We start from the raw sequence: 26,264 nt of genomic DNA, 5'->3' as shown, positions 1-26,264 counted from the left end.
GTATTCCGGTCACGCCGGGAGAAGGCCGCGGCGTGCAAGGTTGGCGAAAAGGGCGGAGAGGCCGAACGTCCAGGCGGGTGCGTCCTTCGAGGTTGCGACCGTGTTGGTCAGCGTGCCGAGGCGCTGGCTGGAAATGGTGACGACATCGCCCGGCTTGTGGGTAAAGCCACGGCCCGGCTCGTCGCGATCCTGCGTGGGCGCGAACAGCGTGCCGCAGAACAGCGCGAAACCGTCGGGATACTGGTGTTCGCTCATCGTCTGGCGCAGCAGATCTTCCGGATCTCGGCTGATCTCGCGCATGGTGCTGGCGCCTTCGAGACGATAGCCGTCCGTGCCCTCCACCGTCATGGTCACATCGGCAGTACGCACATCATCCATCGTGTAGCCTGTGTCGAACAGGCGGATGAACGGGCCGAGCGAGCAGGACGCGTTGTTGTCCTTGGCCTTGCCCAGCAGCAGCGCCGAGCGCCCTTCGAAATCGCGCAGGTTCACGTCATTGCCTAGGGTCGCACCGACGGCGCGGCCATCCGGCCCGGCGATCAGCACCACTTCGGGCTCGGGGTTGTTCCAGGTGGAGTCCGAACGCACGCCGATCATGGCGCCCTGGCCGACAGTGGAAAGCACCGGAGACTTGGTGAAGACTTCGGCGTCCGGCCCGATCGCGACTTCGAGATACTGCGACCACAGGCCCTCCTCGATCAGCGTGTCCTTCAGCGCCTGCGCCTCGGGCGAGCCGGGAACCACCGAGCGCACGGAGCCACCCAGCGCTTCCTCGATACGGGTGCGCAGTTCTGCGGCCTTCGTGTAATCGCCGCGTGCACGTTCCTCGATCACGCGTTCGAGCGCGGAGACGGCGAACGTTACGCCGCAGGCCTTGATGCATTGCAGATCGACAGGGCTGAGCAGGCGGGCAGGATCGAGCACATCGATCTCTCCCAGCGGTGTACCGCCTGAGATTTTGCCAAGCGCTACCAGCGCGGCAACGGTCGGCGCCACATGCGCCATGTCGTGGACGAGGCCATCGCGAATCAGGATCGGAGAGGGGCCTTCATCGCTTTCATAGCGCCCCAGAAATGTGCCCTGCCGCCAGTCTTCGGGCAGACCCAGAACGGCGCCCGGATTATTTTTTGTCACTGCTATTCCCCTCCACAGGTGTTAGCGTTATCTCTCGGCTTCGACACGGCGTCAAGATACGACTCATCAAGAGACGATCGACGCTTGCGGGGATGGGTAGAGGGGGAACGTGCGAATGGCGCGCTGGCGGGATACCGCGAGAGGGATGCAAAGGCCGGTCGGGCTGGCGTTGACGGCATTCGCCGCAGCTTTGTTGCCGATGCCTGTCCTGGCGGATGCCGTTCCCTATACCTGGTCGAACGTGCGCGTAGGTGGCGGTGGCTTCACGCCGGGCGTGATTTTCAGTCCTGTCGAGAAGGGACTGGCCTATCTGCGCAGCGATATGGGCGGGGCCTATCGTTGGGATGCGCGAAGCCAGCGCTGGATACCGTTGCAGGACGGCGTCGCCATAGGCAGTTACATGGGGATCGAGAGCATCGCCGCCGATCCGGTCGATGCCGGAACCGTCTATCTGGCGGCAGGTATGGGCGCCGGTCAGCCCGCCGCGATCTTTCGCTCAACCGATTATGGCATGCACTGGCGTGTGACGCCGGTGCCATTTCGCATGGGCGGCAACGAGGATGGGCGCGGCCTTGGCGAGCGGCTGGCGATTGACCCGCACGACCATGCACATCTGCTGTTTGGCTCACGCCACCAGGGTCTCTGGGAAAGCCGCGATGCAGGGGCGCACTGGCAGGCAGTGCCGGCGTTTCCGCTGAAGGGGCTTGGTCTTCCGACACGGCGCAGAGAGACCCATGGCGGCCTTTCGTTCGTGGTGTTCGATCCGCAGGTGGAAGGGCGGATCTTCGTCGGCAATGCCGATCCGGGCGGGCATCATCTTTATCGTTCCGATGACAATGGAGCGCATTGGCGCCCTGTCACCGGAGGCCCCGATGCGGGACTGCTGGCCGCCAAGGCAGCGCTTGGCCGCGATGGCGTGCTGACTGTGACATTGTGCGATGGCATCGGCCCGAACGGCATCAGCCGTGGCGCGGTCTGGCGTTACGACCCGCGAGGGGACCGATGGCGCGATGTGACGCCGGTCAAGGGCGCGAATGCTCCCAAGGGGGGCTATATGGGCGTGGCCGTGGCTGCCTCTGACCCACGGACTATCGCGGTCAGCACCGTTGATCGCGGCGATCCGGTGGATACCGTCTGGCTCAGCCACGACGCAGGCGCGCATTGGGACGAGTTGTGGCGCCGGTCGCTGCGCGATGTCTCGGCAACGCCTTTCCTCGATTTCGACGGCAAGGCCAATTTCGGGCACTGGATCGCGGGGCTCGCCATCGATCCGTTCGATGCGAACCATGCCGCTTATGTGACCGGGGCGACGGTTTACGCGACAAACGAATTGCAGCACGGCGGCGCCCTGCACTGGGCGCCGTGGACGCAAGGGATCGAGCAGACTGCGGTGATCACGCTGATCAGCCCTGCGGGTGGCGCACATCTGGTCTCCGGCTTCGGCGATATTGCCGGTTTTCGGCATGACGACTTTGCGAAGTCGCCGCCGCGCATGCATCTGAACCCGTTTCTCGCGAACACCAACACGCTGGACTATGCAGGGCGAGCGCCGTTGGTGATGGTGCGCAGCGGCAACATTCACGCGCGGGTGGTGCCCGATACCTCGCTGGCATGGTCTGCCGATGGCGGTGGTTCGTGGACGCCGCTGCATGTACCTGCGGGGCGCCCGCATGCGGATGGTTCGTCTTTGCCGGAGGAGACCGGCGATGCTGCGATCACCGTTTCTGCCGACGGCTTGACGTTCCTTGTCGAAAGCGACGCGCCGCAACTCACGCGCGATCGCGGCAGGCACTGGCAGGCAATATCGGGCCTGCCGAGCCGCACCCGCGTTACGGCCGACAAGCAGGAGGCCGCGCGTTTCTATGCGCTGGACTTCGCGGCGAATCGGGTGGTGCGCAGCGATGATGGCGGTCTGAATTTCCATCCGGTGGCGTCGCGTGGGCTGCCGTCCGATCTGTCTTCGGCGCACCAGACCAATCGCGAGGCACCGCCGCCAATTCTTGCGGAGCCGGGACATGCGGGCGCCTTGTGGTTGCTGCTGGATGGCATGCTGTGGCACTCGACCGACTTCGGCGAAAGCTGGGCGCGGACTGGCGGGGCACTTTCGATAGAACGCTATGGCCTGGGCAAGGCGTCTGCGGGCGTGTCCGAGCCCGCGCTTTACGCGCTGGGCACGCTGGACGGTCTGCGCGCGGTCTGGCGGTCGCTCGATGGCGGGGCGACGTGGCAGCGCATCAATGATGACGATCACCAGTGGGGGCTGCGCATCCGCATGCTGACCGGCGATCCGCGCGTGTTCGGTCGGGTCTACATCGCAACGGACGGGCGCGGGATCGTAACCGGCGATCCGAAGGGAGAGGGACAATGAAGTTTCGGTACGTCGCCTGCTCGGCGGCACTCATGGCACTGGCACAATCTGCGCTGGCGGACACGCAAATCCCGCGCATCGAGACGCGCGCCGATGGCCATCATGCGCTGATTGTCGATGGCAAGCCGTTCATGATGCTGGGCGCGCAGGCGAACAATTCCAGCAACTATCCTGCGATGTTGGATGCGGTGTGGTCGGTGCTGGACGCGATCCACGCGAACACGCTGGAGATCCCCATCGCCTGGGAGCAGGTCGAGCCGGTCGAGGGAAAGTTTGACTTCGGCTATCTCCAGACGCTGCTCGATGCGGCGCGCGCGCATGACAAGCGCGTGGTGCTGCTGTGGTTCGGCACCTGGAAGAACACCAGCCCGAGCTATGCGCCGACCTGGGTCAAGCTGGACAACAAACGCTTTCCGCGCATGAAGGCGCCGGATGGCTCGGATCATTATGTGCTGAGTCCGCTGTCGGACGAGACACTGGCGGCGGACCGGCGCGCGTTCGTGAAGGTGATGGAATATCTGCGCGATCACGATCCGCAGAACACCGTCATCATGGTTCAGCCCGAGAACGAGACCGGATCGTACCGCGTGCCGCGCGACTATTCGGCCAAGGGCAACGCGCTGTTTGCACAGACGATTCCCGCTGCGCTCGCGAAGAAGACCGGCAAGTCCGGCACCTGGGAGCAGGCGTTCGGCAAGCAGGCGCCGCGCGCATTCAACACCTGGTACGTCGCGCGTTTCGTCGATCAGGTGGCGGCAGCGGGCAAGGCGGTGAAGCCGCTGCCGATGTATGTGAATGCGGCGCTGGCGGGGCCTTCGAACGTGCCCGACCCCACCGGCGTCGCCAGCGGCGGTCCGCAGTGGGACGTGCTCGATATCTGGAAGGCGGCGGCCCCCTCTATCGACCTTGCCGCGCCCGACATCTATGACCGCACCTCCGGCAACGTCATCCAGTATCTCGACAAGTATGCTCGCCCCGATAACGCGCTGATGGTGCCGGAGATCGGCAACGCGCGTGAGTTCGCGCGGTTCTTCTGGCCCACCATCGGGCGCGGCGGCATCGGTTTCTCGCCCTTCGGCATGGATGACACCGGCTACTTCAACTATCCGTTGGGAGCGACGGCGCTCGACAAGGAGACGCTCGCCGCTTTCGCGCTGCCCTATGCCACGCTCGCCTCGATCCTGCCCGACTGGGCGCGCATCGCCGCCAGCCGTCCCACCTGGGGTGCGGCAAAGCCCGATGACGGCTCGCCCCAGTCGGTGACGCTGGGCAAGTGGACGATCACTGCAAGCTGGGGCCAGTGGCAGTTCGGCGAGAAGGACTGGACTTGGATCAAGTCCGCGCCGCCGCCATGGGCGAGCCAGCCGGTCGGCGGCGTCGCCGTCGCGCAGCTTTCGGACAATCAGTACCTCGTCATGGGCGATCACGTGCGCGTCAATTTCTCGGCTGCCAAAGGTGAGAAGAACGGCATGGTCGTCGCGGTCGAGGAAGGCACCTTCCGCGATGGCCGCTGGGTGACGAGCCGCGTGTGGAACGGCGACCAGACCGACTACGGCATCAACCTGATCGACCGGCCGCAGGTGCTGCGGATCACCACGGGTTTCTATTCGGGCAACAGGCCCTGAACGGGCAGGGGATACAGACAACATGAAACATATCGCAATCGCGGCCCTGATGGCGGGCAGTGCGCTGACGGCAACACCGGTGCTGGCTGCTCCGGCAGGAGTCAGCAAGGTTCCCGGCGGCGTGGTCGTCACGCCGGCAAGCGGGCCTTCCGACCGCGTCGAGGTGACGCTGCACGGGGATGGCATCTTCCACGTCGTTGCCCATCCGCGCGGGCTTTCCGTGCCGGAGCAGAACGCCAGCCTGATGGCGCCCAATCCGCCCCAGGCCGGGGCCTATACCGTGAGCGAGGCAGCAGGTTCGGTGACGATCCGCGCGGTCAGGGCAAGTGCCGTGATCGACAAGAAGACCGGACAGGTTCGCTTCCTCGATGCGGCAGGCAAGCCGATGCTGGCGGAATCCGCGCCCACTGCGTTCACGGCCACAAAGGCGGACGGTACGCCTTACGTCACTGTTTCACAGCAGTTCAACCGGGGGACGGACGAGGGGCTCTACGGCCTTGGTCAGCACCAGCAGGCGGTGATGGACTACAACGGGCAGGACGTGCAGCTTGCCCAGCACAACATGGATATCGGCCTGCCGTTCCTTGTCTCCACCCGCAATTACGGGCTGCTCTGGGACAACGAGAGCATCACGCGTTTCGGCAATCCGGCGCCCTACAAGCTGGTGGGCGACACCGGCGGGATGACTGTCACCAGCGGCGGAAAGCCGGGCTTCACCGCGCAGTATTTCCTCGATGGCAAAGAAGTGGTGAACCGTCAGGAAGCGACGATCGATTACCAGTTCCTGGACGATCAGGCGAAATGGCCCGAGGCCGCCAAGGCCCGTACCGAGGCCTCCAGCCAGGGCCAGAACACCGCAGGCAACGCAGTGCAGACGCAGGCCGTGGTGTGGAACGGCGATCTGCAACCGGACAAGACCGGGGTGCACAAGTTCCAGCTCTATGGGTCGAGCTATTACAAGGTCTATGTCGACGGCAAGCTGGTGCTCGATCGCTGGCGGCAGAACTGGAACCCGTGGTACGCCGATTTCGACGTGCCGATGGTGGCGGGCAAGCCCGTCCACCTGAAGATCGAATGGGACCCCAACGCCGGTTACATGGCGCTGCTCCACAACGATCCGCTGCCCGAAGCGGATCGCCATTCGGTGTGGTTCACCAGCGATGTCGCGCGCGACAAGGACTACTGGTTCGTCGCGGCCAAGGACATGGACGGGGTTGTCGCAGGCTATCGCCAGTTGACCGGCAAGGCCGAGATGATGCCCAAGTGGGTCTATGGCTTCTGGCAGTCGCGCCAGCGCTACGACACGCAGGCCGAACTGCTGAATGTCGTCTCCGAGTATCGCAAGCGGGACTATCCGCTCGACAACATCGTGCTCGACTGGCGCTACTGGAAGGACGATTCCTGGGGCAGCCACGAATTCGACAAGAGCCGCTTTCCCGATGCCGCCGCAATGGTGAAGCAGGTGCATGACGAGCACGCCGAGATCATGATCTCGGTCTGGCCCAAGTTCTATCCCACCACCGACAACTTCAAGGAACTGGACGCTGCGGGCGCGATCTTCCACGGCAACTTGCGTCAGGGCAACAAGGACTGGGTGGGAGAGGGCTTCCTCAACACCTTCTACGACCCCTATTCGGCCAAGGGGCGCGAAATCTTCTGGAAGCAGATCGAGGATCGGCTGGGCAAAAAGGGCTTCGATGCCTGGTGGGCCGATGCCAGCGAGCCCGACATGCATTCCAACCTTTCGATCACCAAGCGGATCGACACCATGGGGCCGACCGCGATTGGCCCGGCAGCAGAGTTCTTCAACTCGTTCCCGTTGGAGAACGCGCGCGCCTTCTATGAAGGCTGGAGCCGGTTCAAGCCCGACGTGCGCCCGTTCCTGCTGACCCGCTCGGGCTTCGGCGGCCTTCAGCGCTATGGCGCGGCAGTGTGGTCGGGCGACGTGGCGACGCGCTGGTACGATCTGCACGCGCAGATTTCGGCGGGCGTGAACACGGCGATGTCGGGCCTGCCCAACTGGACCCACGACATCGGTGGTTTCTCGGTCGAGCCGCGCTTTGCCGAGGCCACTCCGAAGCCCGAAGACCTGGCCGAATGGCGCGAACTCAACTTGCGCTGGTTCCAGTTCGGCGCGTTCAGCCCGATCTTCCGCAGTCACGGTGAGCAGCCCTGGCGCGAGATCTACGAGATCGCGCCCGAAGGTTCGCCCATGCGCGCCTCAATGGTGTGGTACGACAAGCTGCGCTATCGCCTGATGCCCTACATCTACACGCTGGGCGCGGACGCTTACGAGAAGGACGGCTCGATCATGCGCGGGCTGGTGATGGACTTCCCGCAGGATGCCAGGGCCCGTACCATCAATGACGAGTACCTGTTCGGCAAGGCGTTCCTTGTCGCCCCGGTCAGCACCTACAAGGCGCGCGAGCGTTCGGTCTGGCTGCCGGGCAAGGGCGTGACCTGGTACGATTTCGAGAGCGGCAAGACTTATGCGGGCGGTCAGGACGTGACTGTGGCTGCGCCTGCCGAGCGGATGCCGCTGTTCGTGCGGGCAGGCTCGATCGTGCCGATGGGGCCGGTGATGCAGTACACTGACGAGAAGCCCGAGGCGCCGGTGACGCTGGTGGTCTATACTGGCGCCAGTGGAGCGACTTCGCTCTACGAGGACGACGGCCGCTCGGAAGGCTACAAGTCCGGCGCGTTCAGCCGCATGCCGATCGTCTATGACGATGCTACGGGCACGGTCACGCTCGGCGCCCGGCTGGGCAAGGGCTATGCCGGGATGCCGGCGACCCGCACCGTGCGGGTGAAGTGGCTGCGGCCCGGTCAGTCAGTGGCCGAAGAGACCAGCTTCGATACTGAAGCGGTGTGGAATGGCCAGTCGCTGACGATCCGCCGCCCCGCTAAGTAGGTACGACAGACGGATTGCCCTGCCCGACCGATGGGCGGGGCAACCTGCCGTGCTCCCGGTACGTTGCCCCGCTGCGTTGCGTTGACAAGACAACGCATGGACCCGACATCGCCATCGGGGGCTTGGGATGAGGCGGAATTGAATACTATGCATAACGAGGTGCCGAGCCCATCTGCGGGGGGAAGCCGAAACGGGACACGCAGTTGTCCGGTTCGATCGCCATTTCCCGCGTGATCTGCATTCTCGGCATCGTCTATGTCCATGCCTGGACCGGGCTGTACGGCTGGCAGTTGGAAAGCCTCAACCATTCCTCTCAAGGCTTCCTGCGGTGGGGCCTTATTGACCTTTTGGGGCGCAGCTCGGTTCCTTTGCTCAGCGTGATCTCGGGCTGGCTGGTCGGGCCTTCGTTCGCGCGTCGAGGCCTGCGCATGTTCTATACAGGCAAGGCTCGCGCGATTGTTCTGCCGATGGTGGCGTGGAATGCGCTGGCGATCGTGTTCGTATCGGGCGCGGCCGCGCTCCATCTGATCGAAGCCCCGCTGCCGACCACGGTTCTATGGACGCTCAACGAGCTTCTGTGCCTGCTCAAGCCGTCTGACATCAACGTACAGATGCCGTTTCTGCGCGATCTGTTCCTGTGCATGCTGGCTGTGCCATTGCTCTCGCGCCTGCCGGACCGTGGGCTGATCGGCATCTCGGCCGTTGTCGCGGCATGGAGCATTTCGACTGTTTCCATACCCCTGCTGCTGCGCCCCTCGATCCTGATGTTCTTCATCATCGGGCTGTTGATCCGCCGCCACGATCTGGCGGAACGGATCGCGCGCGCGCCTGTCGTCGTGGCTGCAGGCGCTTATCTGGTGATGGCAGCTGCGGAACTCTGGCTGGAAATGGCAGGTGCCGGAACGTTCATGAGCCGTCCGGCCCCGTCCGCCGCGCTCGACCTGATGATGCGCGCGGCCACTGCCAACATGTTCTGGGCTTTGGCCTGGAGGCTGGCGGGCAGCCGTTTCGCACCTGCCCTGCTACGGATCGAGCCCTACATGTTCCTGCTGTTCTGTGCGCACCTTATCATGATCTGGCTGGGCGGTCCGTTGATTGGCAGGCTGACCGGGCCGATGGGATCACCGCTCTATCCGGTCCTGTTGCTGGCCCAGCCGCTGATCGTGCTGGGGGCAAGCGTGATCCTCGGCAAGGTGTTGCTGGGGGTGTCTCCGGCAGCGGCAAGGCTGCTGAGCGGAGGGCGGCTGCATCGCGAACGACAGCCGCGTCTCCGCGAGCAGGCGGCCTGATCACATCAGGCCGGGGCCTTCGATCTTCACAACCGGAACGATCCCCAGCCCCTGAGGCAGCTGCAGCGTCAACCCGGCGTCGGTTCGGCGATGCGGCACCGGCGCACCGCTCATCAGCGAGACGCGGCGAACCTCGCCCTGCGCGCGATTTTGCCCCAGCGACGCGATCGTGATCGCGCCGGCTGGCGGCTTCAGGAAGAAGGCGTAAAGTGCACCGTCATGCGTGGTGAAGCGCACGTCCTGCGAAGAGAAGCCCTTGAAGCTGCCCTCGCTCATCATGCCGCTGGGCATGGCAGTCGGGCCTTCGCCGTAGACGTGCCAGGGGCGTGAGCCGAACACCGCTTCGCCATTCAGCGCCATCCATGCGGTGATTTCGTCGAGGATTTTCTCCTCCTCGGCATCGTGGGTGCCATCGCCGCGCAGGGGGACCGAAAGCAGCAGATTGCCGTTCTTGGAGATCACGTCGGCCAGTCGCTGGAGTACGGCTTCGGCACCGACATAGCTTTTCTGGGTAAAGCGGGCGCGGTTGTAGAACCAGTCGCCGATGCAGGTGTCGGTCTGCCAGGGTTCGTCCCAGAGATGATCGGTAAAGCCGCGCTCGACATCCTGCACAAGCCCGAAACGCGCCTCGGGCTTCAACTGCTTGGCAGTGAGCACCACGTCGATCTTGCCATGCCATTCGAGCGAGCGGTTGTAATAGTCCGCCGCTGCGGCAAGGCCATAGTTGCCGAAGGGCAGCCCGACATCGTCGAAATAGCAGAAGTCAGGCTTGTACTTCGAAACGAGGTCCATCTGGCGCAGCAGCCACTGGCGGGCGAAACGTTCATCGCCGGGCGGGGCAGTCTCGATCCATTGGCCATCGTTCTTGTCATGCCACTGGCCCATCGCCGCCATCGTCTCGATCCCGTCGGGCGCGACCATGTGCGGGCCGGTATAGAGTTCCTGTGGGTCGAGGCCCTCCCACCATTTGCCCTTGCCATCTGCTTTGGTCAGTCGGAATGCGTCGTAGCGTTCACCCTTGCGCGGGCCTTCGGGGTCGTAGCCGTAGGCGGTCTGATACCAGTGCCAGCTGTGCGAGATATGGTTCGACACGCCGAACCGAAGCCCGGCCTCGCGCGCGACTTTCTCCCAGGTGCCGACGATATCGCGGCCCGGACCTACCCGCATGGCGTTCCAGGCATGGTGCGAGGAATCGAAGCAGTCGAGATTGTCGTGGTGACAGGCAAGGCTGACGAAGTACTTGGCGCCAGCCTTGACATAGCGCTGCATCAGGCTGGCCGGGTCCCAGTTTTCGGCCTTCCAGGTGTTCTGGACGTCCATCATCCCGGTATCTGCCGGGTGGCCGTAATGCTTCAGGTGATGGTCGTAGACCGGATGCCCCTGCATATAGAGGAAGCGACCGTACCAGTCGCCCTGCTCCGGCTGTGCCTGTGGCCCCAGTGCGCCCAGATGCCGAACTTGGCATCGCGGAACCAGTCCGGATAGCGATAGTTGGCGACAAGTGAATTCCAGGTTGGCTCGACCGGGCCGGTCGCGATCGCCGGGGCCTTGCTATTCTGCGCAAAGGCCTTCGCGGAAAGCCCGGAGGCCACGGCGCCTGCCATCGTGCGCCCCATGAACTGCCGCCGGCTACCTGCATGAAAGACCATTGCTGTCGTCCTCACCCCTGTTATGGTATCGCTATCACTAGCCGTGGGAAAGTCGGCAGGCAAGGGAGGGAATGATGGGGCATTCGCGTCGCGAGGCAATTGGAATCGGGCTGGTCGGTTTGGGTGCGGCTGCGCTGCCGGCAGAAGCTTCCGCGAAGCACGTGATCGATGGGTCATCTGGCTTGACGCCTTGCACCGCTACGCCAGTTCAATGGGCCAAAGGCTTCGAGGGACAGCGCCGTGCCGACCTTGGAAATGGCACGTACCGCAATCCGATTTTGTCCGGCGATCGCCCGGATCCCAACATCCTGAAGGATGGCGAGGACTACTATGCCACGTTCTCCAGCTTCCTGTGGTATCCTGCTGTCGTTATCTGGCATTCGCGCGATCTGGTGAACTGGACGCCGATCGGCCCGGCGCTGGAAAGGCCGATAGGATCTGTCTGGGCACTGGACATAGCCAAACACGAAGGGCGCTATTTCATTTATATCCCGACGCTCGGCGCGCCGGATGCCAAGGGCAACCCGTTCCGGATTTATGTCATCCACGCTGAGTCGATGCATGGCCCCTGGAGCGATCCCGTCGATCTCGGGATCGAAGGCTTTGCTATCGATCCGGGGCACGTGGTTAGCGAGGATGGGAAGCGCTATCTGTTCGTGAACGGTGGCAGGCGTGTGGCGTTGACGGCGGATGGGCTTGCGACGGCGGGGCCGCTGGAACAGGTCTACGATGGCTGGCCGATCCCGGATGACTGGGTGATCGAGGCAACCGCGCTGGAAGGCCCCAAGCTGCTGCGCCGGGACGGTTGGTTCTACATGTTCTCTGGCGAGGGCGGTACGGCGGGGCCGCCGACCAGCCATATGGTCATCGTCGCGCGATCACGGTCCATAGACGGCCCTTGGGAAAATTGTCCGCACAACCCGATCGTGCGTACGGCCTCTCGTGAGGAGCCATGGTGGTCGCGCGGGCATGCGACCGCTGTGGAAGGGCCAGACGGGCGCTGGTGGCTCGTTTATCACGGCTATGAGAATGGCTTTCGCACGCTCGGACGACAGATGCTGCTCGAACCGATGGAGTGGACTGCCGATGGCTGGCCGCGTGCGCTGGGCGGTACACTCGACCATGCCCTGGCAAAGCCATTTTCCGGCAGTGCCGGGGTATCGGCGCTGCCGCTTTCGACCGATTTCGTGAATCCCGAATTTGGCGCCCGGCTGACCTTCTTCGATCCGCAGCCGGGGTATCTGGATCGGGTTTCGCTGGGGAACGGCCTGACGCTGCGGGGACAGGGCAAAGGCCCTGCCGACAGTTCGCCGCTTGGCCTGATCGCTGGCGAACGCAGCTATGAAATGATGGTCGACATTGAATTGCTCGACGGGGCGCAAGGTGGCGTTCTGCTGTTCTACGACAGCAAACTGTTCTGCGGTATCGGCGCTGAAGGCGACATGCTCCATGCCTACAAGCACGGCGTGGTTCAGGAGTATCCCTCAGCGGGTGCAGGCGTGGGGCGCAGGCTTTCCCTGAAGCTGCAGAATGATGAAAATGTCGTGACCTTCTGGATCAGCCCTGATCGCAAGGCCTGGCGCAAGATCGTCAGCTATGAAGTCTCGGGTTACAACCACAATATGGGAGACGGTTTTCTCAGTCTGCGCCCCGCCCTGTTCGCGAGCGGCGAAGGTCGCGTGCGCTTTCGCGACCTTGCCTTTCGTGCCGTTGATCTCCGTTAGGCGCCAAAGAACTTCTCGAACTTGAGGTCGATGCGCAGGCCAAGCACGACCGTTGAGGGGACGTTCTTCGTCGATTTCGGGGCGTAAACGGGATCGGGATTCAGCACCCACTGCACGTTGGGCATGATGCGAAGGCCCGGCATTGCCGCGAAGCCGTAGTTGATCTCGCCCACGATCTCGTCGGCATGGGGAGAGCCTGTGCCGCCAGCCTTGGCGCGCACGTCGCGCAGGTGGTCGATCTCCTGGTCGCTGAAATGCGTGTTGGATACGAGGAAGTCGATGGTGTCTTCGTCTCGACCGATGAAGGTGCCGGTCTTGACGAGGCCCGCAGAGGCGAACCAGTCGATCTGCTGGATATTGCCCACGTTCCAGTAGGCGCGGGCGAAGAGAGCAAGGTTGCGCTTGCTGTTGCCTGCCGCGCGTGAAACCGTCTGATCCACAAGTCCGTAGATGCCCACGCGGTTGCCGCCGAGCTTCTTCGCAGCCGTGCCTGTCGCCGTGTAGGATTCGCCTTGCGCATTGTAGTAGGGGCTGCTGCCGCCGTCGGTGTTGAGGTAGAAGCCGACCTTGTAATTGTGCGGCAGGCGTTCGTCCTTGAACGTCGTCATGTGACCGATCTCACCGGCGATCAGCCAGCCGGAGCCCTTGCCGAGAGAGAAGTCGAGCCCATCCTTGCCCTTGAGGTTGAGGTCGTTGTTGTACTCGAAGGCACCTGCCTCGACATACCCGTGCGCGCCGACCTTGTACTTGGCGCGCGCCCCCCACGATGAGTTGGGATAGGCGGTGATGCCGATATCGCTGATCGGCCCGTAGGTGGTCAGGCAACTGGCATTGGTCATGAAGTTGCAGTTGAGCGGCGAATTGTTGAAGTAGCTGTTGAGCGCCATGCGACCGACCGTCACGTTCAGGCGCCCGAAGTCATGCTCGATGTTGAACTGGGTCAGGCGTGGCCCTGATACCGGGCGCCAGGTCTGCTGGAAGCTGATCGAGTTGCCGACCACATCGCGGGCGAGATTTTCGCCGGTGAACCAGGCACCTTGAATGTGCAGTTTGGTGTTCGACCAGCCGACCAGCTTGTCGAGGTCGAGGTCCGCACCGCCGCTGACCCAGTGCGATTCGCGAAAGCCCTGGCGTTCGCCGCCCACCGGATTGCCTGCGAGATTCTCGACGATGTTGAGGTTCAGCGCCACGCCATCGGCCTTGAGATCGCGCAGGGCCTTGCCGATGGCGTTATGCTTGCGCCAGTCCGCCAGCGGATCGTTCGAGGACGCGGTGGTGACTGTCGGCGTCGGCTTCTGGACAGAAGGCTGGGCCGGGGGGCAACCTGCGCGGCGGTGTCGGAAGCGGCGGCGGTAACGGCGACCTGTGCGGTCGGCACCGCGAGCGGAAGGCTCATCGGCATGGGGGACTCTCCTTGGGGGGCTTCGCCTCGACGGACGAAAGCTCGTGGTGGGAGGCCGGGATTTGCGGCGCCCGGCCTCTGGTCATGTCAAATCAGGTATGGGGTTCAGGCGATGCCGAGACGGGCGCGAAGGCCCTTCGTGCCGACAGCCTCGGCTAGGACGCGTTCGTCCAGCTTGCCTTCCCACTTGGCGATCACGATCGTTGCCAGCGCATTGCCGACGAGATTCACGAACGTCAGCCCCTCGGCGAGGATGCGGTGGATGCCGAGGATCAGGGCAATGCTGGCCACGGGGATCGCCCCGGTCGTGCTGAGCGTTGCCGCCAGGACCACGAATGCGGCGCCTGCCACGCCAGCGGCACCCTTGGAGGTGATCAGCAGCACCGCGATCAGGCCGAGTTCGTGCCAGAAGGTCAGGTGCGTATTGGTGGCCTGCGCCAGGAATACGGCGACCGTTGTGAGGTAGAGGCAGGTGCCGTCGAGGTTGAAGGAGTAACCGGCAGGCACGACAAATCCGACGACGCTTTCCTCGCAGCCCAGCGCACGCATCTTCTGGATCACGCGCGGCAGCACGGTCTCGGTCGAGGTGGTGGCGGCAACGATGACGATCTCGTCCCAGATGTAGCCGAGCAGGCGCCACAGGCTGACCCCGCACCACCAGGCGACGGCGCCGAAGACAACGGCAGTGAACGCGGCGCAGACCACGAAGAATTCAAGAATAAGCTCGCCCAGCGACAGCAGCGACGCCGCGCCGAACTGGCCGATGGTGAAAGCGATCGCACCGAATGCACCAAGCGGCGCGAAGTACATGATGTAGCCGATGATGCGGAACAGCGCCTGCGACGCGCTTTCGATCACATCGACGACCGGCTTCGAACGCTGGCCTCCTGCGGCCAGGGCAATGCCGAACAGGACCGAGATGAACAGCACCTGCAAGACATGGCCGTCCGTAAAGGAACTGGCGAAGGTCTTGGGGATGATGCTCATCAGATAGCCCGAGACCGATTCGGAATGGGCAGTGCTGACGTAGGATTTGATCGAGGCGGTATCGATGGTGCTGGCATCGATGTTCATACCCGCACCGGGCTGCCAGAGGTCGACCCCGATCAGGCCGACGATCAGCGCGAGGATCGTGATGACCTCGAAATAGATCAGCGACTTGAGAGCGACACGGCCGACGCTGCGCATGTCGTTCATGCCAGCCACACCGTGAACCACCGTCACGAAGATGATCGGTCCGATCATCATGCGGATGAGGTTGATGAAGGCATCGCCCAGCGGCTTCATCGAGACTGCGATGTGCGGGGCGATAAGGCCGAGCACGATCCCGATCACGGTTCCGGCAAGAACCTGGAACCACAACTGCCCGAATATGCCGAAACGGCGGGTCGCAGTTGTGCTGGTGGAAATGCCCGAGGGCGAAGTGCCTGTCATCTTGCTCCTGTCCCGTATGGATGAGGAACCGCAGGCTGCCTCACCGGTTTCACGCCTTCGAAATGTGTGGCGTTTGTCGTAGTTCGTTCAGAAAAACGGATTGCCAGCCGGAACAGGATATGGCCCGGCAACTTGCGCTGCCGGGAAACTTTCCTGTGCTCAGTCCCGGTGCGACCCGTGGACTCGCGGTGCGCTTTGCGCGCCGTCGGCTAGGATCCATGATCCTTTGATCGTCCGTAGACCCGCGCAGACATGATTAAGCAAAGTGGTTTTGGCTACAGCCTATAAGCTCAGGCGAAATGTGCATTTGCACACTTTGGTTTGACGCGAGGTGTTAGAGGTCTTTGGACAAACAAAAAACGGGCCCGCAATCGCGAGCCCGTTTCCCGAATTTTCGACAGTTCCGATCAGCCGACGAAGGCGCGCTCGATCACGAAATCGCCGGGCTTGGCGTTGGATCCCTCGACAAAGCCCATCTTTTCCAGATCGGCGGAGAGGTCGCGAATCATGTCCATGCTGCCGCACAGCATGATGCGGTCGGTCGCGGGATCGAGTTTCGCTTCGCCGTCGAGTCCCTCGAACAGGCGACCGCTCTCGATCAGAGCGCCGATACGGCCCGAGGTGTGGAACTCCTCACGCGTGACGGTGGGCACGTAGCGAAGCTGCTGGGCAGCTTCCTCGCTGACCAGCGGGTCTTCGGCAAGGCGACCTTCCAGATCTTCGCGATAGGCAAGGTCGCTGACGCGGCGCACGCAGTGAACGATCACCACCTGCTCGAAGTATTCGTACACGTCCGGATCGCGCGCCAGCGACATCCACGGCGCCAGACCCGTGCCGGTGCCGAGCATGAACAGGCGCTTGCCCGGTAGCAGGGCGTCGGTGACGAGCGTGCCGGTGGGCTTGCGGCCGAGGTACATCTGGTCGCCCGGCTGGATTTTCTGCAGGCGCGAGGTCAGCGGGCCGTCCTCGACCTTGATCGAGAGGAACTCCAGTTCCTCGGCCCAGGCAGGGCTGGCGATCGAATAGGCGCGCAGCAGGGGCTTCTTTCCACCTTCGCCGGGCAGGCCGATCATCACGAACTCGCCCGAGCGGAAACGGAACGAGGCCGGACGCGAAATCTTGAAGCTGAAGAGATGCTCGTTCCAGTGCGTGACCGAAAGCACTTCTTCGACCGACAGCGCGGTGGTGGGTTCGAGACCGGTGACGGCTGCGGTCTCCTGCTGTTCACTCATGACAAACCATTCCTCAGAAAAATCGCGGGGGCAGCGTTTCATCCTCATCCGGCCGATGCGTGAAGCACTGGCAGGATGCGGTGATCGTCCGGACGGGCGCAAGGCTGGAAAAATGCCGCGCCGCACGAACGGAGCCGGGTTCAAGCCCGGACTTTATCGCAGTGTCCCTTGGCCGAACTCGCGCCGCAGGGCAAGCGACTGTGCGCTTGCGCGACCGATACATTTGCTTTCGAGGGGTAAAATACGACTTGAGAATGGTTCGCGATAGCCCTGTGAGCTATTGTCGAACCGGAGAAGACAGGCGGCCCATGATTGCGGCAACATAGGCACGGGTTTCGGCGATGTTCGGTACGCCGCCAGCCTGTTGAACCCGCCCCGGCCCGGCGTTGTAGGCCGCCAATGCCTTCTCGACGTCGCCGTGAAAGCGATCGAGCTGAAGGCGAAGATAGCGCGCACCGCCTTCGAGGTTGGCCGCAGGATCGCTCGCATCGATGCCCATTTGCCGCGCGGTGCTGGGCATCAACTGGGCAAGCCCGCGTGCGCCGACACGGGAGATGGCGCTCTCGTTCCAGCGGCTTTCCTGCCAGACGACGGCTTCCAGAAGGCTGGGGCTGATGTCGTACTTGGCGGCGAGTTGGGCAATGCGCTGATGCCAGCGCGCCGGGCCGACCGGATCGCCAGCGATGGTCAGAGATTCCGTGTTGAGCGGAACCTCGTCTACGAAATTGAGGTTATCGTCCACTTCGGCGATGCCGTTGCCGTCCTGATCGATTGGCGTCCCAGCCGTGCCGGACGGGGCTCCGGCGATCCAGGTATAGCCTGCGGGACCGACCTGCATCACGTCGGCCTGCGCCGAAGTAGGGCACAGCGTGATAAGGGCCAGCGATAGTCCCAGCGATCCCATTCTCAACGCAAGTCCCCCCGGATGCCCGTAGATGCGCTTTTATAGCATCGAATCGCTGTGCTCAATTGTGAGACGTTCACAGCGCCAGCGCCTCAGTCCAGCTTGAGAGCGGTGGTGATTGAGCGCCAGGGCACCAGCTTGAAATTCTGCGCATCGGGTGCATTGTCACCGTCCTGTGCTACGAACACGCCGCCGGGAAATCCGGGGCCGAAATCCCCGGTCATGGCCTCGATACCGTCCGTATCGCTGGTGCCGTCGATTGGTCCACCGTTCACCCGGAAGCGACCGGCGAGGTGGCCGGTCTTTGCATCGAACACCGCGTAGGCGTTATCGCCCTGACTGGAGGCCAGCAGCCATGTTTGCGCGCCCTCGTGGACGATGGCGAGACCTTCCACATCTGCAACCAGTCCGTCCGCCGGTCCGACCCGTGCGAAAGCCGTGGGTGCAAGCGTATTGGCGCTCAGATCGACTTGCCAGATGCCCACATCCTCTTCGGCGAGGTAAAGGGTGTGCGTGGTATCGTCGATCACGCAGCCTTCGGATTGCGTGGCCACCTTCACGCTGCGCAGGTATTCCGGAACGATCCGCCCGGCCTTCTCGACCAGACGGCTTTCGGCAACTTCACCGCTTTTCAGAACGACATAAACACGAGCCAGCTCGTCTGGTGCCAAGGCGCTGCCCATGCAGAAACCATAGGCTTCTGCGGGCGCACGGCTGGCCGGAAGGAAGGGCTCGCTGCCAAGTGCGGTCAGTTTCGCGCGGAGACCATCCAGCGCAAACAGCGCGACGCGCGGGTTGGCCTTATCCGTGCGGTCGCTGGCGGCGGCCAGAATCAGGTTCGAGCCATCGGCGCGACGCACGGTGCGCAGATCGACGTTGTTCAGCGCACCGGCCGCGATGAAGTCATGGACCGCACCGTCGAGGCCGTAGACGTAAAGGCCCGCTTTCTTGTCCGTGCCGAGGATCAGGCTTTTCGCCGGATCGGTCGGGTTGCGCCAGATTGCAGGATCGTCTGCGGCATCGGCGTTGGGGGTGCCTACGGGGCGGGTCTCTATCGTCGCTGCCACGTCTGCCGCAGGATAGCGGGGGGCGGGGAGCGCCCCGGTCGTGGCGCAACCGCCAAGCAGGAGGACGGCAGGAAGAAGGGCCGGGAGCATTGCTCCCGACCCCCTGCTTCAGACCTCCGGCGATCATCGCGAGAGGCGCCTTCATTAGAACGTCGCCCGCACGCCGACCTTGTAGGTCGGGCCGTACTTCTCGAACTGCAGCAGGCGCTGGCCGCCTGCATAGTTCTGGTAGGCGAAGTATTTGGCGTTGTTGATGTTGATGACGTCGAAGGTCAGGCGCACGCCCTTGGTCACTTCGATCTTGCCCGAGAAATCGAGCTGGAAGTGATTGTCGACCATGCGGTCTTCCTCGGCGCTGTCGCCCACCTCGTCGAGGTACTTGTCGCGATAGGTGCCGGCCAGACGCAGGTCGAGCGGCCCCTTGTCGTAGCCGAGCACGACGTTGAAGGTGTTGCGGGCCGACGAGGGCAGGGTGATGTTGCGCGCCACACCATCATCGTCGAACAGCGTGCCCTTCGAGTAGGTGTATGTGTAGTTCAGCTGGGTCAGCAGGCCATCGAACGGGGCCGGAAGCATCGTATAAGCCTGGCTGTAGCTGGCCTCGAAGCCTGCGACGGTGGCCTTGCTGGCGTTCTCCGGGATGCGGAGTTCCTCATAGCTCACGCCATCGACCACGGCTTCGTCACCGGTGTAGTAGCGAGTGACGATGTAGTCATCGATCGACTTGTAGAAGCCCGAGAAGGTCAGCGCGCCGTTGCCGGTGAAGTACCATTCGATGCCTGCATCGAGGTTCCACGCCTGATAGGGCTTGAGGTAGGGATTGCCGAATTCGGCTTCGCGATCCTCGTTGACCGTATAGCGCGGAGCCAGGTCCGAAAGGTTCGGACGCATCAGGCTCTTGTAGCCCGCCAGACGCGCGACGACGTTGCCCTGCGGCGAATAGCGAATTGTCAGGCTGGGCAGCCAGTTGGTGTAGTTGCGCGAATAGCGGACCTGTTCGATCGGCGGCAGATCGTAGCTGTCGTCATCGGTGACGAGGTTGCCGGTCAGTTCGTTGTGGGTGCGCTCCATGCGCAGTCCGCCGATGACGCGAAGGGCGTCGGAGTCCCAGCGGGCGAGGGCATAGGCGGCGGTGATGTTCTCGACCGCGCTGTAATCGCTCGAATTGGAATCGACGGTCGAACCATATTCGTCGATTTCCAGCGTATCGCCGTAAGCTGCCATGAAGTCGCGACCGGCGGACTTTGCCAGAACCGGACCGAGGCTGATGCCGTTCAGGCGATAGGTCTGCGTGCCGAGGTAGTCCTCCATGGTGTAATCGACATCGCCAGCCTCATAGGTGGTGATGGTCGCATCGTAGGACTTCTTGCGCCAGCGCTGCTTGGCACCGATCTGGATGGTGAAGTCCCCCTTGTCGGTCGCAAACGTGCGGCCAAGGTCGGCCTTCAGCGCGTATTCGCGATCCTGACTGTCCGACAGCGTGGTGACATCGGTCTTGTCGAAGGTGTAGTTCGCGGCGTTGTTGACCTCGTCCGCGCCGCTGGTGAGCGTGTACGTCGGGATGCGGCGGTTGGCGTAGTCCCAGTTCACGGCGACGCCGTCATCCTCGAACTTGCTCTCGAACCGGATCGGGTCGATCGAGCCGTGTTCTTCCTCGCTCGACTTGCTGTAGCTGGCGAGCCATTTGAAGGTCCAGACGCCTGTATCGGTGTCCCCACCCAGCACGTAGGACTGGATACGCTGCCGCTCGAAGCGGTCCTTGAGGTCGCGCTGGACGGTGATCTCGCCATCTGCATCGTCGAAGGTAGCCGAAGTGGCGGTGCCGCTGCTGGGCGCTTCGTCGAAATCGAAGGTGGTGCGGCGGCGATACTCGTGATCGTCGAACTGCGCCCAGTTTCCGCGCAGATAAACCTTGGTGGTGTCGCTGGCCCGCCAGTCGAACGAGAGCGCGCCGTTGATGCGCGTGCGCTCCACGTCGTAATCGCGATATTCGATGGTCGGGCTGTAGGCGACGCCATCGTCGCTGACGTCCCAGTTGTCGGCCTCGATGTTGTCGGTCTCGAACTTGCGCTTGTAGTAGCTGATCGACCCCGCGACGCCGAAATTGTCGCCCAGCTTCTTGGTGAAGTCGAGGCTGCCCTTGGGCGTGATCTTGCCCGAATAATCGTTGTAGCTGCCCTCAAGATTGACCGAATATGTGTCCTTCTTGCGGTCGAAAGCGCTGACAGTCTTGATCTCGACCGAGCCGCCGATGGCGTCTGCGTCCATGTCAGGGGTGAGCGACTTCTTCACCTCGATCGATTCGATGGTGTCCGAAGACACCACGTCGAGTGCGACCGAGCGCACGTCCGATTCGGGAGCGGGAACCCGCACGCCGTTCAGCGAGGTCGAGTTCAGGCTGGGATCGAGGCCACGGATCGAGACGAAGCGGCCTTCGCCCTGGTCGTTGAGAATATTGACGCCGGGCAGTCGGCGCAGCGATTCGGCCACGTTCTGGTCGGGGAATTCGCCGACGGCATCGCGGGTGAGCACATCGGACACGCCGTCCGCGGCCTTCTTGCGGGACAGCGAGCTTGCCTGCGTGGCAGCCTGACCGACGACGAGGATGTCTGCATTGCCGATGCCGGTGAGCGACAGGCTGGCGTCCACCTTGCCGGTCTGCGGAACGGTGATCGTGCGGGTGACTGGCTCGGCACCCACGTAAGTGGCTTGCAGCGTGTACGTGCCGGCCGGAACCTCACCGAAAATGAAATGACCGGCGCGGTCGGTCTGGGCCGAGCGGTCGAGCTCGACGATGCGAACGGTCGCGGCCTCCAGCGGACGGGTGCCAGTCGAATCGGCGATGCTGCCCGCCACCTCTCCGGCATGAGCGATAGTGGCGAACGATGCGCTGGCCATCAGGCCTGCGAGAAGGCGGAGAGAGGTTTTCATGCTTGCAGCCCCTGTTGCAACAATGCGATTGGGGGCGCCTTAGGTGTAATATGTGACGGTAAATCGCGACTTTGATGTCAATTCAATGACGATGCAAGTGCGCAACAGCATCGGCTATCAACCTGCCGTCACGGCGTTTTCCCTCGGAAATCTGCGTAATTTCGGTGCATTTTTGTGTATGTCGGGAAAATGAAGAGGGCGTCATCCGCCTTGATTGGCGCGAAGGTGCCCTGTTGCGACGTTGATAATATGTCATGAAATCGTGCGCAACTTCGGTTGCACGCAACAAGATCCGCTCAGGCGCAAAACACCTGACCGTTACAAATCACCAAGTTTGGAAGAGAGATGGTGCTGCTGGGGAGGATTGAACTCCCGACCTCACCCTTACCAAGGGTGCGCTCTACCACTGAGCTACAGCAGCGTCCGGCGGGGGACCGTTTGGTGCCCGGGACAGGGGCGCGCTAATGTCTGCGTCGGAGAGGATTGTCAAGCGCGGGTTGCACATTGTTTTGCATCGCGCCACATCGGGCAGGCCATGACCGATGAAAACCCCGCTCACGAACCCCTCTCAAGATCGACGCGCGTGCCGGAAAGCCGCGAGGATCGCCTTGCCGCCAAGCTTCGCGAAAATCTTCGCCGTCGCAAGGTGCAGGCGCGCGCCTTGCAGGTCGAACCGGCATCGGGCGATGCGTCTGGTGCGACACAGGGCGCCGAACAAAGCGAATCGGGCGCTCTTTCCAAACCGGTCGTCTAAAGCTAGGGCCTGTCGCTCGGCGCGGTTTCCTCGCGTCGGCAACGTACCATTGACCGTCCCGCGCGCCTCCATCGGGACATCGCGCGGCCCAATCTGCAGGAGTCCGTCGCCTTGCCACGCCTGATCCTCGTTCGCCACGGCCAGAGCCAGTGGAACCTCGAGAACCGCTTCACCGGCTGGTGGGATGTTGACCTTACGGAAAAGGGCGAGGCGGAAGCCCGCGCGGCGGGTGAACTGCTCAAAGCAAAGGGCATCGCGCCGACGGTGGCGTTCACCTCGCTGCAGACCCGCGCGATCAAGACGCTGCATCTGGCGCTGGAAGCGGCCGGTCTGCTGTGGATTCCGGAAACCAAGGACTGGCGCCTGAACGAGCGTCACTACGGCGGGCTGACCGGCCTCGACAAGGCCGAAACCGCCGCCAAGCACGGCGACGAGCAGGTCAAGATCTGGCGCCGCAGCTTCGACACGCCTCCGCCGGTCATGGAAGCGGGCAGCACCTTCGATCTTTCCACCGATCCGCGCTACGAAGGCATCGACGTGCCGATGACCGAGAGCCTCAAGGACACCATCGCGCGCGTTCTGCCCTATTACGAAGGCTCGATCGTGCCGCACCTGAAGGCAGGCGCTACGGTGCTGGTCGCGGCGCACGGCAATTCGTTGCGCGCGCTGGTGAAGCACCTTTCGGGAATCTCGGACGACGAGATCACCGGTCTTGAAATCCCGACCGGCCAGCCGATCGTCTACGACCTCGACAGCGATCTGGCCGTGCTCGACCGCTACTATCTCTCGGAGCGTTGATCTCGTGACCACTCCCGTTGTCCCCCGGTTGCCATCATCATGGGCAGCCAGTCGGACTGGCCGACGATGCAGCGTGCGGCCCACATGCTCGATGGGCTTGGCATCGCCTATGACGCGCGCATCGTCTCGGCCCACCGCACGCCCGACCGTCTGGTCGAGTTCGCCAAAGGCGCCGAGGCAGAAGGCTTCAAGGTCATCATCGCCGGTGCCGGCGGCGCGGCGCACCTGCCGGGCATGGTCGCAGCGATGACGCACCTGCCGGTGCTGGGCGTGCCGGTGCAGAGCAAGGCGCTGTCCGGTCAGGACAGCTTGCTCTCGATTGTCCAGATGCCTGCGGGCATTCCTGTCGGCACGCTGGCGATCGGCGAAGCGGGGGCGGCCAATGCCGGTCTGCTCGCCGCCGCCATCCTTGCGACCAGCGATGCCGATCTGGCGGAGCGCCTGAAGGCGTTTCGCGAAGAGCAGACCGCCAGCGTCGCCCAGCGTCCCTCCTGATCTGAAAAGCGCCTCGAACCTGACATGATTGCTCCCGGCGAAACCATCGGCATTCTCGGCGGCGGCCAGCTTGGCCGGATGATCGCGATAGCTGCCGCCCGTCTCGGCTACCGCTGCCACATCTATGCGCCCGAGCCCGACTCCATCGCGGCCGAAGTCAGCGCGGCGTTCACCTGCGCCGCATGGGACGATGCCGAGGCGCTGGCGAAGTTCGCGGCGGATTGTGCGGTAGTGACTTACGAGTTCGAGAACGTTCCGGTGGCGCCGCTCGCCGCGCTGGGCGATGTGCCGCTGCTGCCGAATACCCGAGCGCTGGAAACCGCGCAGGATCGCCTGTCGGAAAAGCGCTTCGTCACTGAACTGGGCGGTACGCCCGCGCCGTTCGTGCCGGTCGATTCGCCCGAAGACCTGAAGGCTGCGATTGCCGCGATCGGCGCACCGGGCATCCTCAAGACCCGGCGTGACGGCTACGACGGCAAGGGCCAATGGCGCATCATGTCGCCGGGCGACGCCGAGGGTCTCGACCTGCCGGTTCAGGCGTTGATCTACGAAGGTTTCGTCACCTTCTTCGCCGAGTTTTCGGTGATCGTGTGTCGTGCAGCGAATGGCGAGGTTCGATTCTACGAATCGGCGCTCAACGTTCACGAGCAGGGCATCCTGGCGACCAGCACGGTGCCGACGCCGCAGGAGATCCTGTGGCAGATTCCCGAAGCGCGTGCTCTCGCTGCCAAGGTGGCCGAAGCGCTCGATTATGTGGGTGTCCTCACGCTTGAATTCTTCGCGACCGAGAATGGTCCGGTGTTCAACGAGATGGCGCCGCGCGTTCACAATTCGGGGCACTGGACCATCGAGGGGGCGCTTTCGTGCCAGTTCGAGAACCACGTCCGCGCGATCTGCGGCCTGCCGCTCGGCGATCCGGGGCTGGTCACGCGCGGTGCCGTGATGCGCAACCTGATCGGCGACGACGCGCATGACTGGGCAGGTATCCTGTCCGACCCGGCGAACCATCTGCACCTCTATGGCAAGGCAGCGGCGCGCCCCGGTCGCAAGATGGGGCACGTGACCCGGCTGGTGCTGGACTGAAGGCCGGAGCCCGCGTGAGCCAGACGCTCTTCCTGATCTATGCGCGCGCCGAAAACGGCGTGATCGGTCGCGATGGCGATCTGCCGTGGCGGCTTCCGGCGGACCTGAAGCACTTCAAGGCGCTGACCATGGGCAAGCCCATGATTATGGGCCGCAAGACGTTCGAGAGTTTCCCGTCGCCGCTGCCGGGCCGTCGCCATATCGTGCTGACCCGCGATACGACTTGGCAGGCCGAAGGCGCGGAGCCGGTCGCAACGGCTGAATCTGCGCTGGCACTGGCCGGAGAAGGCGACATTGCCATCATCGGCGGCGCCGAGATCTTCGCGCTGTTCCTGCCGCAAGCGGGCCGCGTCGAACTGACCGAGATTCACGCTGCCTACGAGGGGGACACAGTCGTGCCGCCCTTGCCGCCCGAATGGCGCGAGGCCGTGCGCGAAGAACATCCGGCAGACGGAGGGCGTCCCGCTTACGCTTTCGTCACGCTGGTCCGGGACATATAGGTTCATCCGATCATGATTCGCCTCGATAACCGCCAGCCCGTCTCCCATGCCCTCCACGGTGCCGTTCTGGCGCTGGGTAATTTCGACGGGTTCCATGCCGGGCATCAGGCGGTGGTGGGGGAGGCGGTGCGCTGGGCGCGTGAACTTGGCCGCCCGGCCATCGTCGCGACCTTCGATCCGCACCCTGTGCGCCTGTTCAAGCCCGAGACCCCGCCGTTCCGCCTGACCACGCTCGAGCAGCGGCAGGACATGTTCCTGGCGGCGGGCGCCACCGCGATGCTCGTGCTCCATTTCGACCGCGCGATGGCGGGGATGGGCGCCGAGGAGTGGGTTCGCGAGCTTCTTGGCAAGCAGTTGGGCGCGGTCGGCGTGGTGACGGGGGAGGATTTCACCTTCGGGCGTGGCCGCACCGGCAGTCCTGCGCTGCTCCAGAGCGTCGGCGCCGAGTTCGGCCTGTCCGCCCGCACGGTCGGCCCGGTGCGCGACGAGGAAGGCGTGATCTCCTCCAGCCGCGTGCGTCATGCGCTTCAGTTGGGAGACTGCCAGACGGCGATGCGCCTGCTGACCCGGCCCTTCGCAGTGCGCGGCGTCGTGCAGCACGGGGCCAAGCTGGGCCGCTCGATCGGCTTCCCGACGGCCAACCTCGAAATGGAGCGCTATCTGCGTCCGCGCTATGGCATCTATGCGGTCAAGGGGCGCCTGCCCGATGGCCGGGTGCTGCCCGGTGCCGCGAATCTGGGGATTCGCCCCACCATCGAGCCGCCCATCGAACTGCTGGAACCCTACTTCTTCGATTTCTCCGGCGATCTCTATGGGCAGGAGATCGAGGTGGAGTTCCACCACTTCCTGCGCCCCGAAGCCAAGTTCGATTCGCTCGATGCCCTGATGGCGCAGATCGGGCGGGACTGCGAACAGGCGCGCGACCTGCTGGGCGTCACTCGCCCGGTCTCGGGTTTCTGACCGA

General features: G+C 63.6%; 18 protein-coding genes, 1 tRNA gene and 1 pseudogene. 11 read left to right on the top strand and 9 right to left on the bottom strand.

The window, feature by feature from the left end:
• Nucleotides 1-9: 9 nt before the first annotated feature.
• Nucleotides 10-1,134, bottom strand: coding sequence for a fumarylacetoacetate hydrolase family protein (locus CI805_RS02590; protein ID WP_260925936.1), 1,125 nt, complete (start codon nt 1,132-1,134; stop codon nt 10-12).
• A 199-nt stretch (nt 1,135-1,333) separates the two neighbouring features.
• Between CI805_RS02590 and CI805_RS02585 the strand changes: the two genes are divergently transcribed.
• The 4 genes from CI805_RS02585 (at nt 1,334) to CI805_RS02570 (ending at nt 9,327) form a co-directional block, all read left to right on the top strand.
• On the top strand, nt 1,334-3,502 hold the full coding sequence (locus CI805_RS02585; RefSeq protein WP_260925934.1) for a WD40/YVTN/BNR-like repeat-containing protein: 2,169 nt from the start codon (nt 1,334-1,336) through the stop codon (nt 3,500-3,502).
• Nucleotides 3,499-5,127, top strand: a complete 1,629-nt coding sequence (locus tag CI805_RS02580) for a DUF5597 domain-containing protein (protein WP_409934922.1) — start codon at nt 3,499-3,501, stop codon at nt 5,125-5,127. The genes CI805_RS02585 and CI805_RS02580 overlap by 4 nt, the downstream gene beginning before the upstream one ends.
• A 22-nt stretch (nt 5,128-5,149) precedes the next feature.
• Nucleotides 5,150-8,038, top strand: a complete 2,889-nt coding sequence (locus tag CI805_RS02575) for a TIM-barrel domain-containing protein (RefSeq protein WP_260925931.1) — start codon at nt 5,150-5,152, stop codon at nt 8,036-8,038.
• A gap of 203 nt (nt 8,039-8,241) precedes the next feature.
• Nucleotides 8,242-9,327 (top strand): acyltransferase family protein, encoded by a 1,086-nt coding sequence (locus CI805_RS02570; protein ID WP_260925928.1) that lies wholly within the window; start codon nt 8,242-8,244, stop codon nt 9,325-9,327.
• Here the strand turns inward: CI805_RS02570 and CI805_RS02565 are convergent.
• Nucleotides 9,328-10,931 (bottom strand): annotated as a pseudogene (locus CI805_RS02565) (alpha-L-fucosidase). It lies immediately after the preceding gene.
• 323 nt (nt 10,932-11,254) lie between these two features.
• Here CI805_RS02565 and CI805_RS02560 point away from each other — a divergent pair.
• Nucleotides 11,255-12,700 carry a family 43 glycosylhydrolase gene (locus tag CI805_RS02560; protein ID WP_260925926.1) on the top strand — a complete coding sequence of 482 codons (1,446 nt, stop codon included), beginning with the start codon at nt 11,255-11,257 and terminating at the stop codon, nt 12,698-12,700.
• On the opposite strand, the gene CI805_RS02555 is transcribed toward CI805_RS02560, so the two are convergent.
• From CI805_RS02555 to CI805_RS02525, 7 genes are all read right to left on the bottom strand, one after another.
• The gene (locus CI805_RS02555) at nt 12,697-13,890 is read right to left on the bottom strand and encodes a carbohydrate porin (protein ID WP_260925916.1); all 1,194 of its coding nucleotides are present in this window, start codon (nt 13,888-13,890) and stop codon (nt 12,697-12,699) included. The genes CI805_RS02560 and CI805_RS02555 overlap by 4 nt on opposite strands.
• A gap of 317 nt (nt 13,891-14,207) precedes the next feature.
• Nucleotides 14,208-15,536: a C4-dicarboxylate transporter DctA gene (dctA, locus tag CI805_RS02550; RefSeq protein WP_260925913.1), complete on the bottom strand. Its 1,329-nt coding sequence runs from the start codon at nt 15,534-15,536 to the stop codon at nt 14,208-14,210.
• Between the two features lie 407 nt (nt 15,537-15,943).
• Entirely contained in the window at nt 15,944-16,768 is an 825-nt protein-coding gene (locus tag CI805_RS02545) for a ferredoxin--NADP reductase (RefSeq protein WP_260925894.1), read from the bottom strand.
• 277 nt (nt 16,769-17,045) lie between these two features.
• On the bottom strand, nt 17,046-17,672 hold the full coding sequence (locus CI805_RS02540; protein WP_260925892.1) for a lytic transglycosylase domain-containing protein: 627 nt from the start codon (nt 17,670-17,672) through the stop codon (nt 17,046-17,048).
• A 92-nt stretch (nt 17,673-17,764) separates the two neighbouring features.
• Nucleotides 17,765-18,829, bottom strand: a complete 1,065-nt coding sequence (locus CI805_RS02535; protein ID WP_260925889.1) for a phytase — start codon at nt 18,827-18,829, stop codon at nt 17,765-17,767.
• Between the two features lie 54 nt (nt 18,830-18,883).
• Nucleotides 18,884-21,670, bottom strand: coding sequence for a TonB-dependent receptor (locus CI805_RS02530; protein ID WP_260925877.1), 2,787 nt, complete (start codon nt 21,668-21,670; stop codon nt 18,884-18,886).
• A 346-nt stretch (nt 21,671-22,016) separates the two neighbouring features.
• A tRNA-Thr gene (locus tag CI805_RS02525) sits at nt 22,017-22,091 on the bottom strand.
• A gap of 114 nt (nt 22,092-22,205) precedes the next feature.
• On the opposite strand from CI805_RS02525, the gene CI805_RS02520 reads away from it, so the two are divergent.
• The 6 genes from CI805_RS02520 (at nt 22,206) to CI805_RS02495 (ending at nt 26,260) form a co-directional block, all read left to right on the top strand.
• Nucleotides 22,206-22,424, top strand: a complete 219-nt coding sequence (locus CI805_RS02520; protein WP_260925876.1) for a hypothetical protein — start codon at nt 22,206-22,208, stop codon at nt 22,422-22,424.
• A gap of 111 nt (nt 22,425-22,535) precedes the next feature.
• Nucleotides 22,536-23,222: a 2,3-diphosphoglycerate-dependent phosphoglycerate mutase gene (gene gpmA / locus CI805_RS02515; RefSeq protein WP_260925869.1), complete on the top strand. Its 687-nt coding sequence runs from the start codon at nt 22,536-22,538 to the stop codon at nt 23,220-23,222.
• A gap of 39 nt (nt 23,223-23,261) precedes the next feature.
• Nucleotides 23,262-23,717: a 5-(carboxyamino)imidazole ribonucleotide mutase gene (gene purE, locus CI805_RS02510; protein ID WP_260925867.1), complete on the top strand. Its 456-nt coding sequence runs from the start codon at nt 23,262-23,264 to the stop codon at nt 23,715-23,717.
• A gap of 24 nt (nt 23,718-23,741) precedes the next feature.
• A complete protein-coding gene (locus CI805_RS02505) occupies nt 23,742-24,800 on the top strand; it encodes a 5-(carboxyamino)imidazole ribonucleotide synthase (RefSeq protein ID WP_260925855.1) in 1,059 nt (352 codons plus the stop codon).
• A gap of 14 nt (nt 24,801-24,814) precedes the next feature.
• Entirely contained in the window at nt 24,815-25,300 is a 486-nt protein-coding gene (locus tag CI805_RS02500; RefSeq protein ID WP_260925843.1) for a dihydrofolate reductase, read from the top strand.
• Nucleotides 25,301-25,312: 12 nt separating this feature from the next.
• The gene (locus CI805_RS02495; protein ID WP_260925840.1) at nt 25,313-26,260 is read left to right on the top strand and encodes a bifunctional riboflavin kinase/FAD synthetase; all 948 of its coding nucleotides are present in this window, start codon (nt 25,313-25,315) and stop codon (nt 26,258-26,260) included.
• The last annotated feature ends 4 nt before the right edge of the window (nt 26,261-26,264 follow it).

This window comes from Novosphingobium sp. 9 (assembly GCF_025340265.1).
Taxonomy (GTDB): domain Bacteria; phylum Pseudomonadota; class Alphaproteobacteria; order Sphingomonadales; family Sphingomonadaceae; genus Novosphingobium.
Note: the sequence above shows the minus strand (reverse complement) of the source record. Positions and strands in the feature narration are given on the sequence as shown.

What these genes read in the sequence shown, in the direction of transcription:
- purE (WP_260925867.1), top strand. Translation starts at nt 23,262, where the DNA reads ATGGGCAGCCAGTCGGACTGGCCGACGATGCAGCGTGCGGCCCACATG.
- CI805_RS02530 (WP_260925877.1), bottom strand. Translation starts at nt 21,670, where the DNA reads ATGAAAACCTCTCTCCGCCTTCTCGCAGGCCTGATGGCCAGCGCATCG.
- CI805_RS02505 (WP_260925855.1), top strand. Translation starts at nt 23,742, where the DNA reads ATGATTGCTCCCGGCGAAACCATCGGCATTCTCGGCGGCGGCCAGCTT.
- CI805_RS02580 (WP_409934922.1), top strand. Translation starts at nt 3,499, where the DNA reads ATGAAGTTTCGGTACGTCGCCTGCTCGGCGGCACTCATGGCACTGGCA.
- CI805_RS02535 (WP_260925889.1), bottom strand. Translation starts at nt 18,829, where the DNA reads ATGCTCCCGGCCCTTCTTCCTGCCGTCCTCCTGCTTGGCGGTTGCGCC.
- CI805_RS02575 (WP_260925931.1), top strand. Translation starts at nt 5,150, where the DNA reads ATGAAACATATCGCAATCGCGGCCCTGATGGCGGGCAGTGCGCTGACG.
- CI805_RS02495 (WP_260925840.1), top strand. Translation starts at nt 25,313, where the DNA reads ATGATTCGCCTCGATAACCGCCAGCCCGTCTCCCATGCCCTCCACGGT.
- CI805_RS02540 (WP_260925892.1), bottom strand. Translation starts at nt 17,672, where the DNA reads ATGGGATCGCTGGGACTATCGCTGGCCCTTATCACGCTGTGCCCTACT.
- CI805_RS02545 (WP_260925894.1), bottom strand. Translation starts at nt 16,768, where the DNA reads ATGAGTGAACAGCAGGAGACCGCAGCCGTCACCGGTCTCGAACCCACC.
- CI805_RS02585 (WP_260925934.1), top strand. Translation starts at nt 1,334, where the DNA reads ATGCCTGTCCTGGCGGATGCCGTTCCCTATACCTGGTCGAACGTGCGC.
- CI805_RS02520 (WP_260925876.1), top strand. Translation starts at nt 22,206, where the DNA reads ATGACCGATGAAAACCCCGCTCACGAACCCCTCTCAAGATCGACGCGC.
- dctA (WP_260925913.1), bottom strand. Translation starts at nt 15,536, where the DNA reads ATGACAGGCACTTCGCCCTCGGGCATTTCCACCAGCACAACTGCGACC.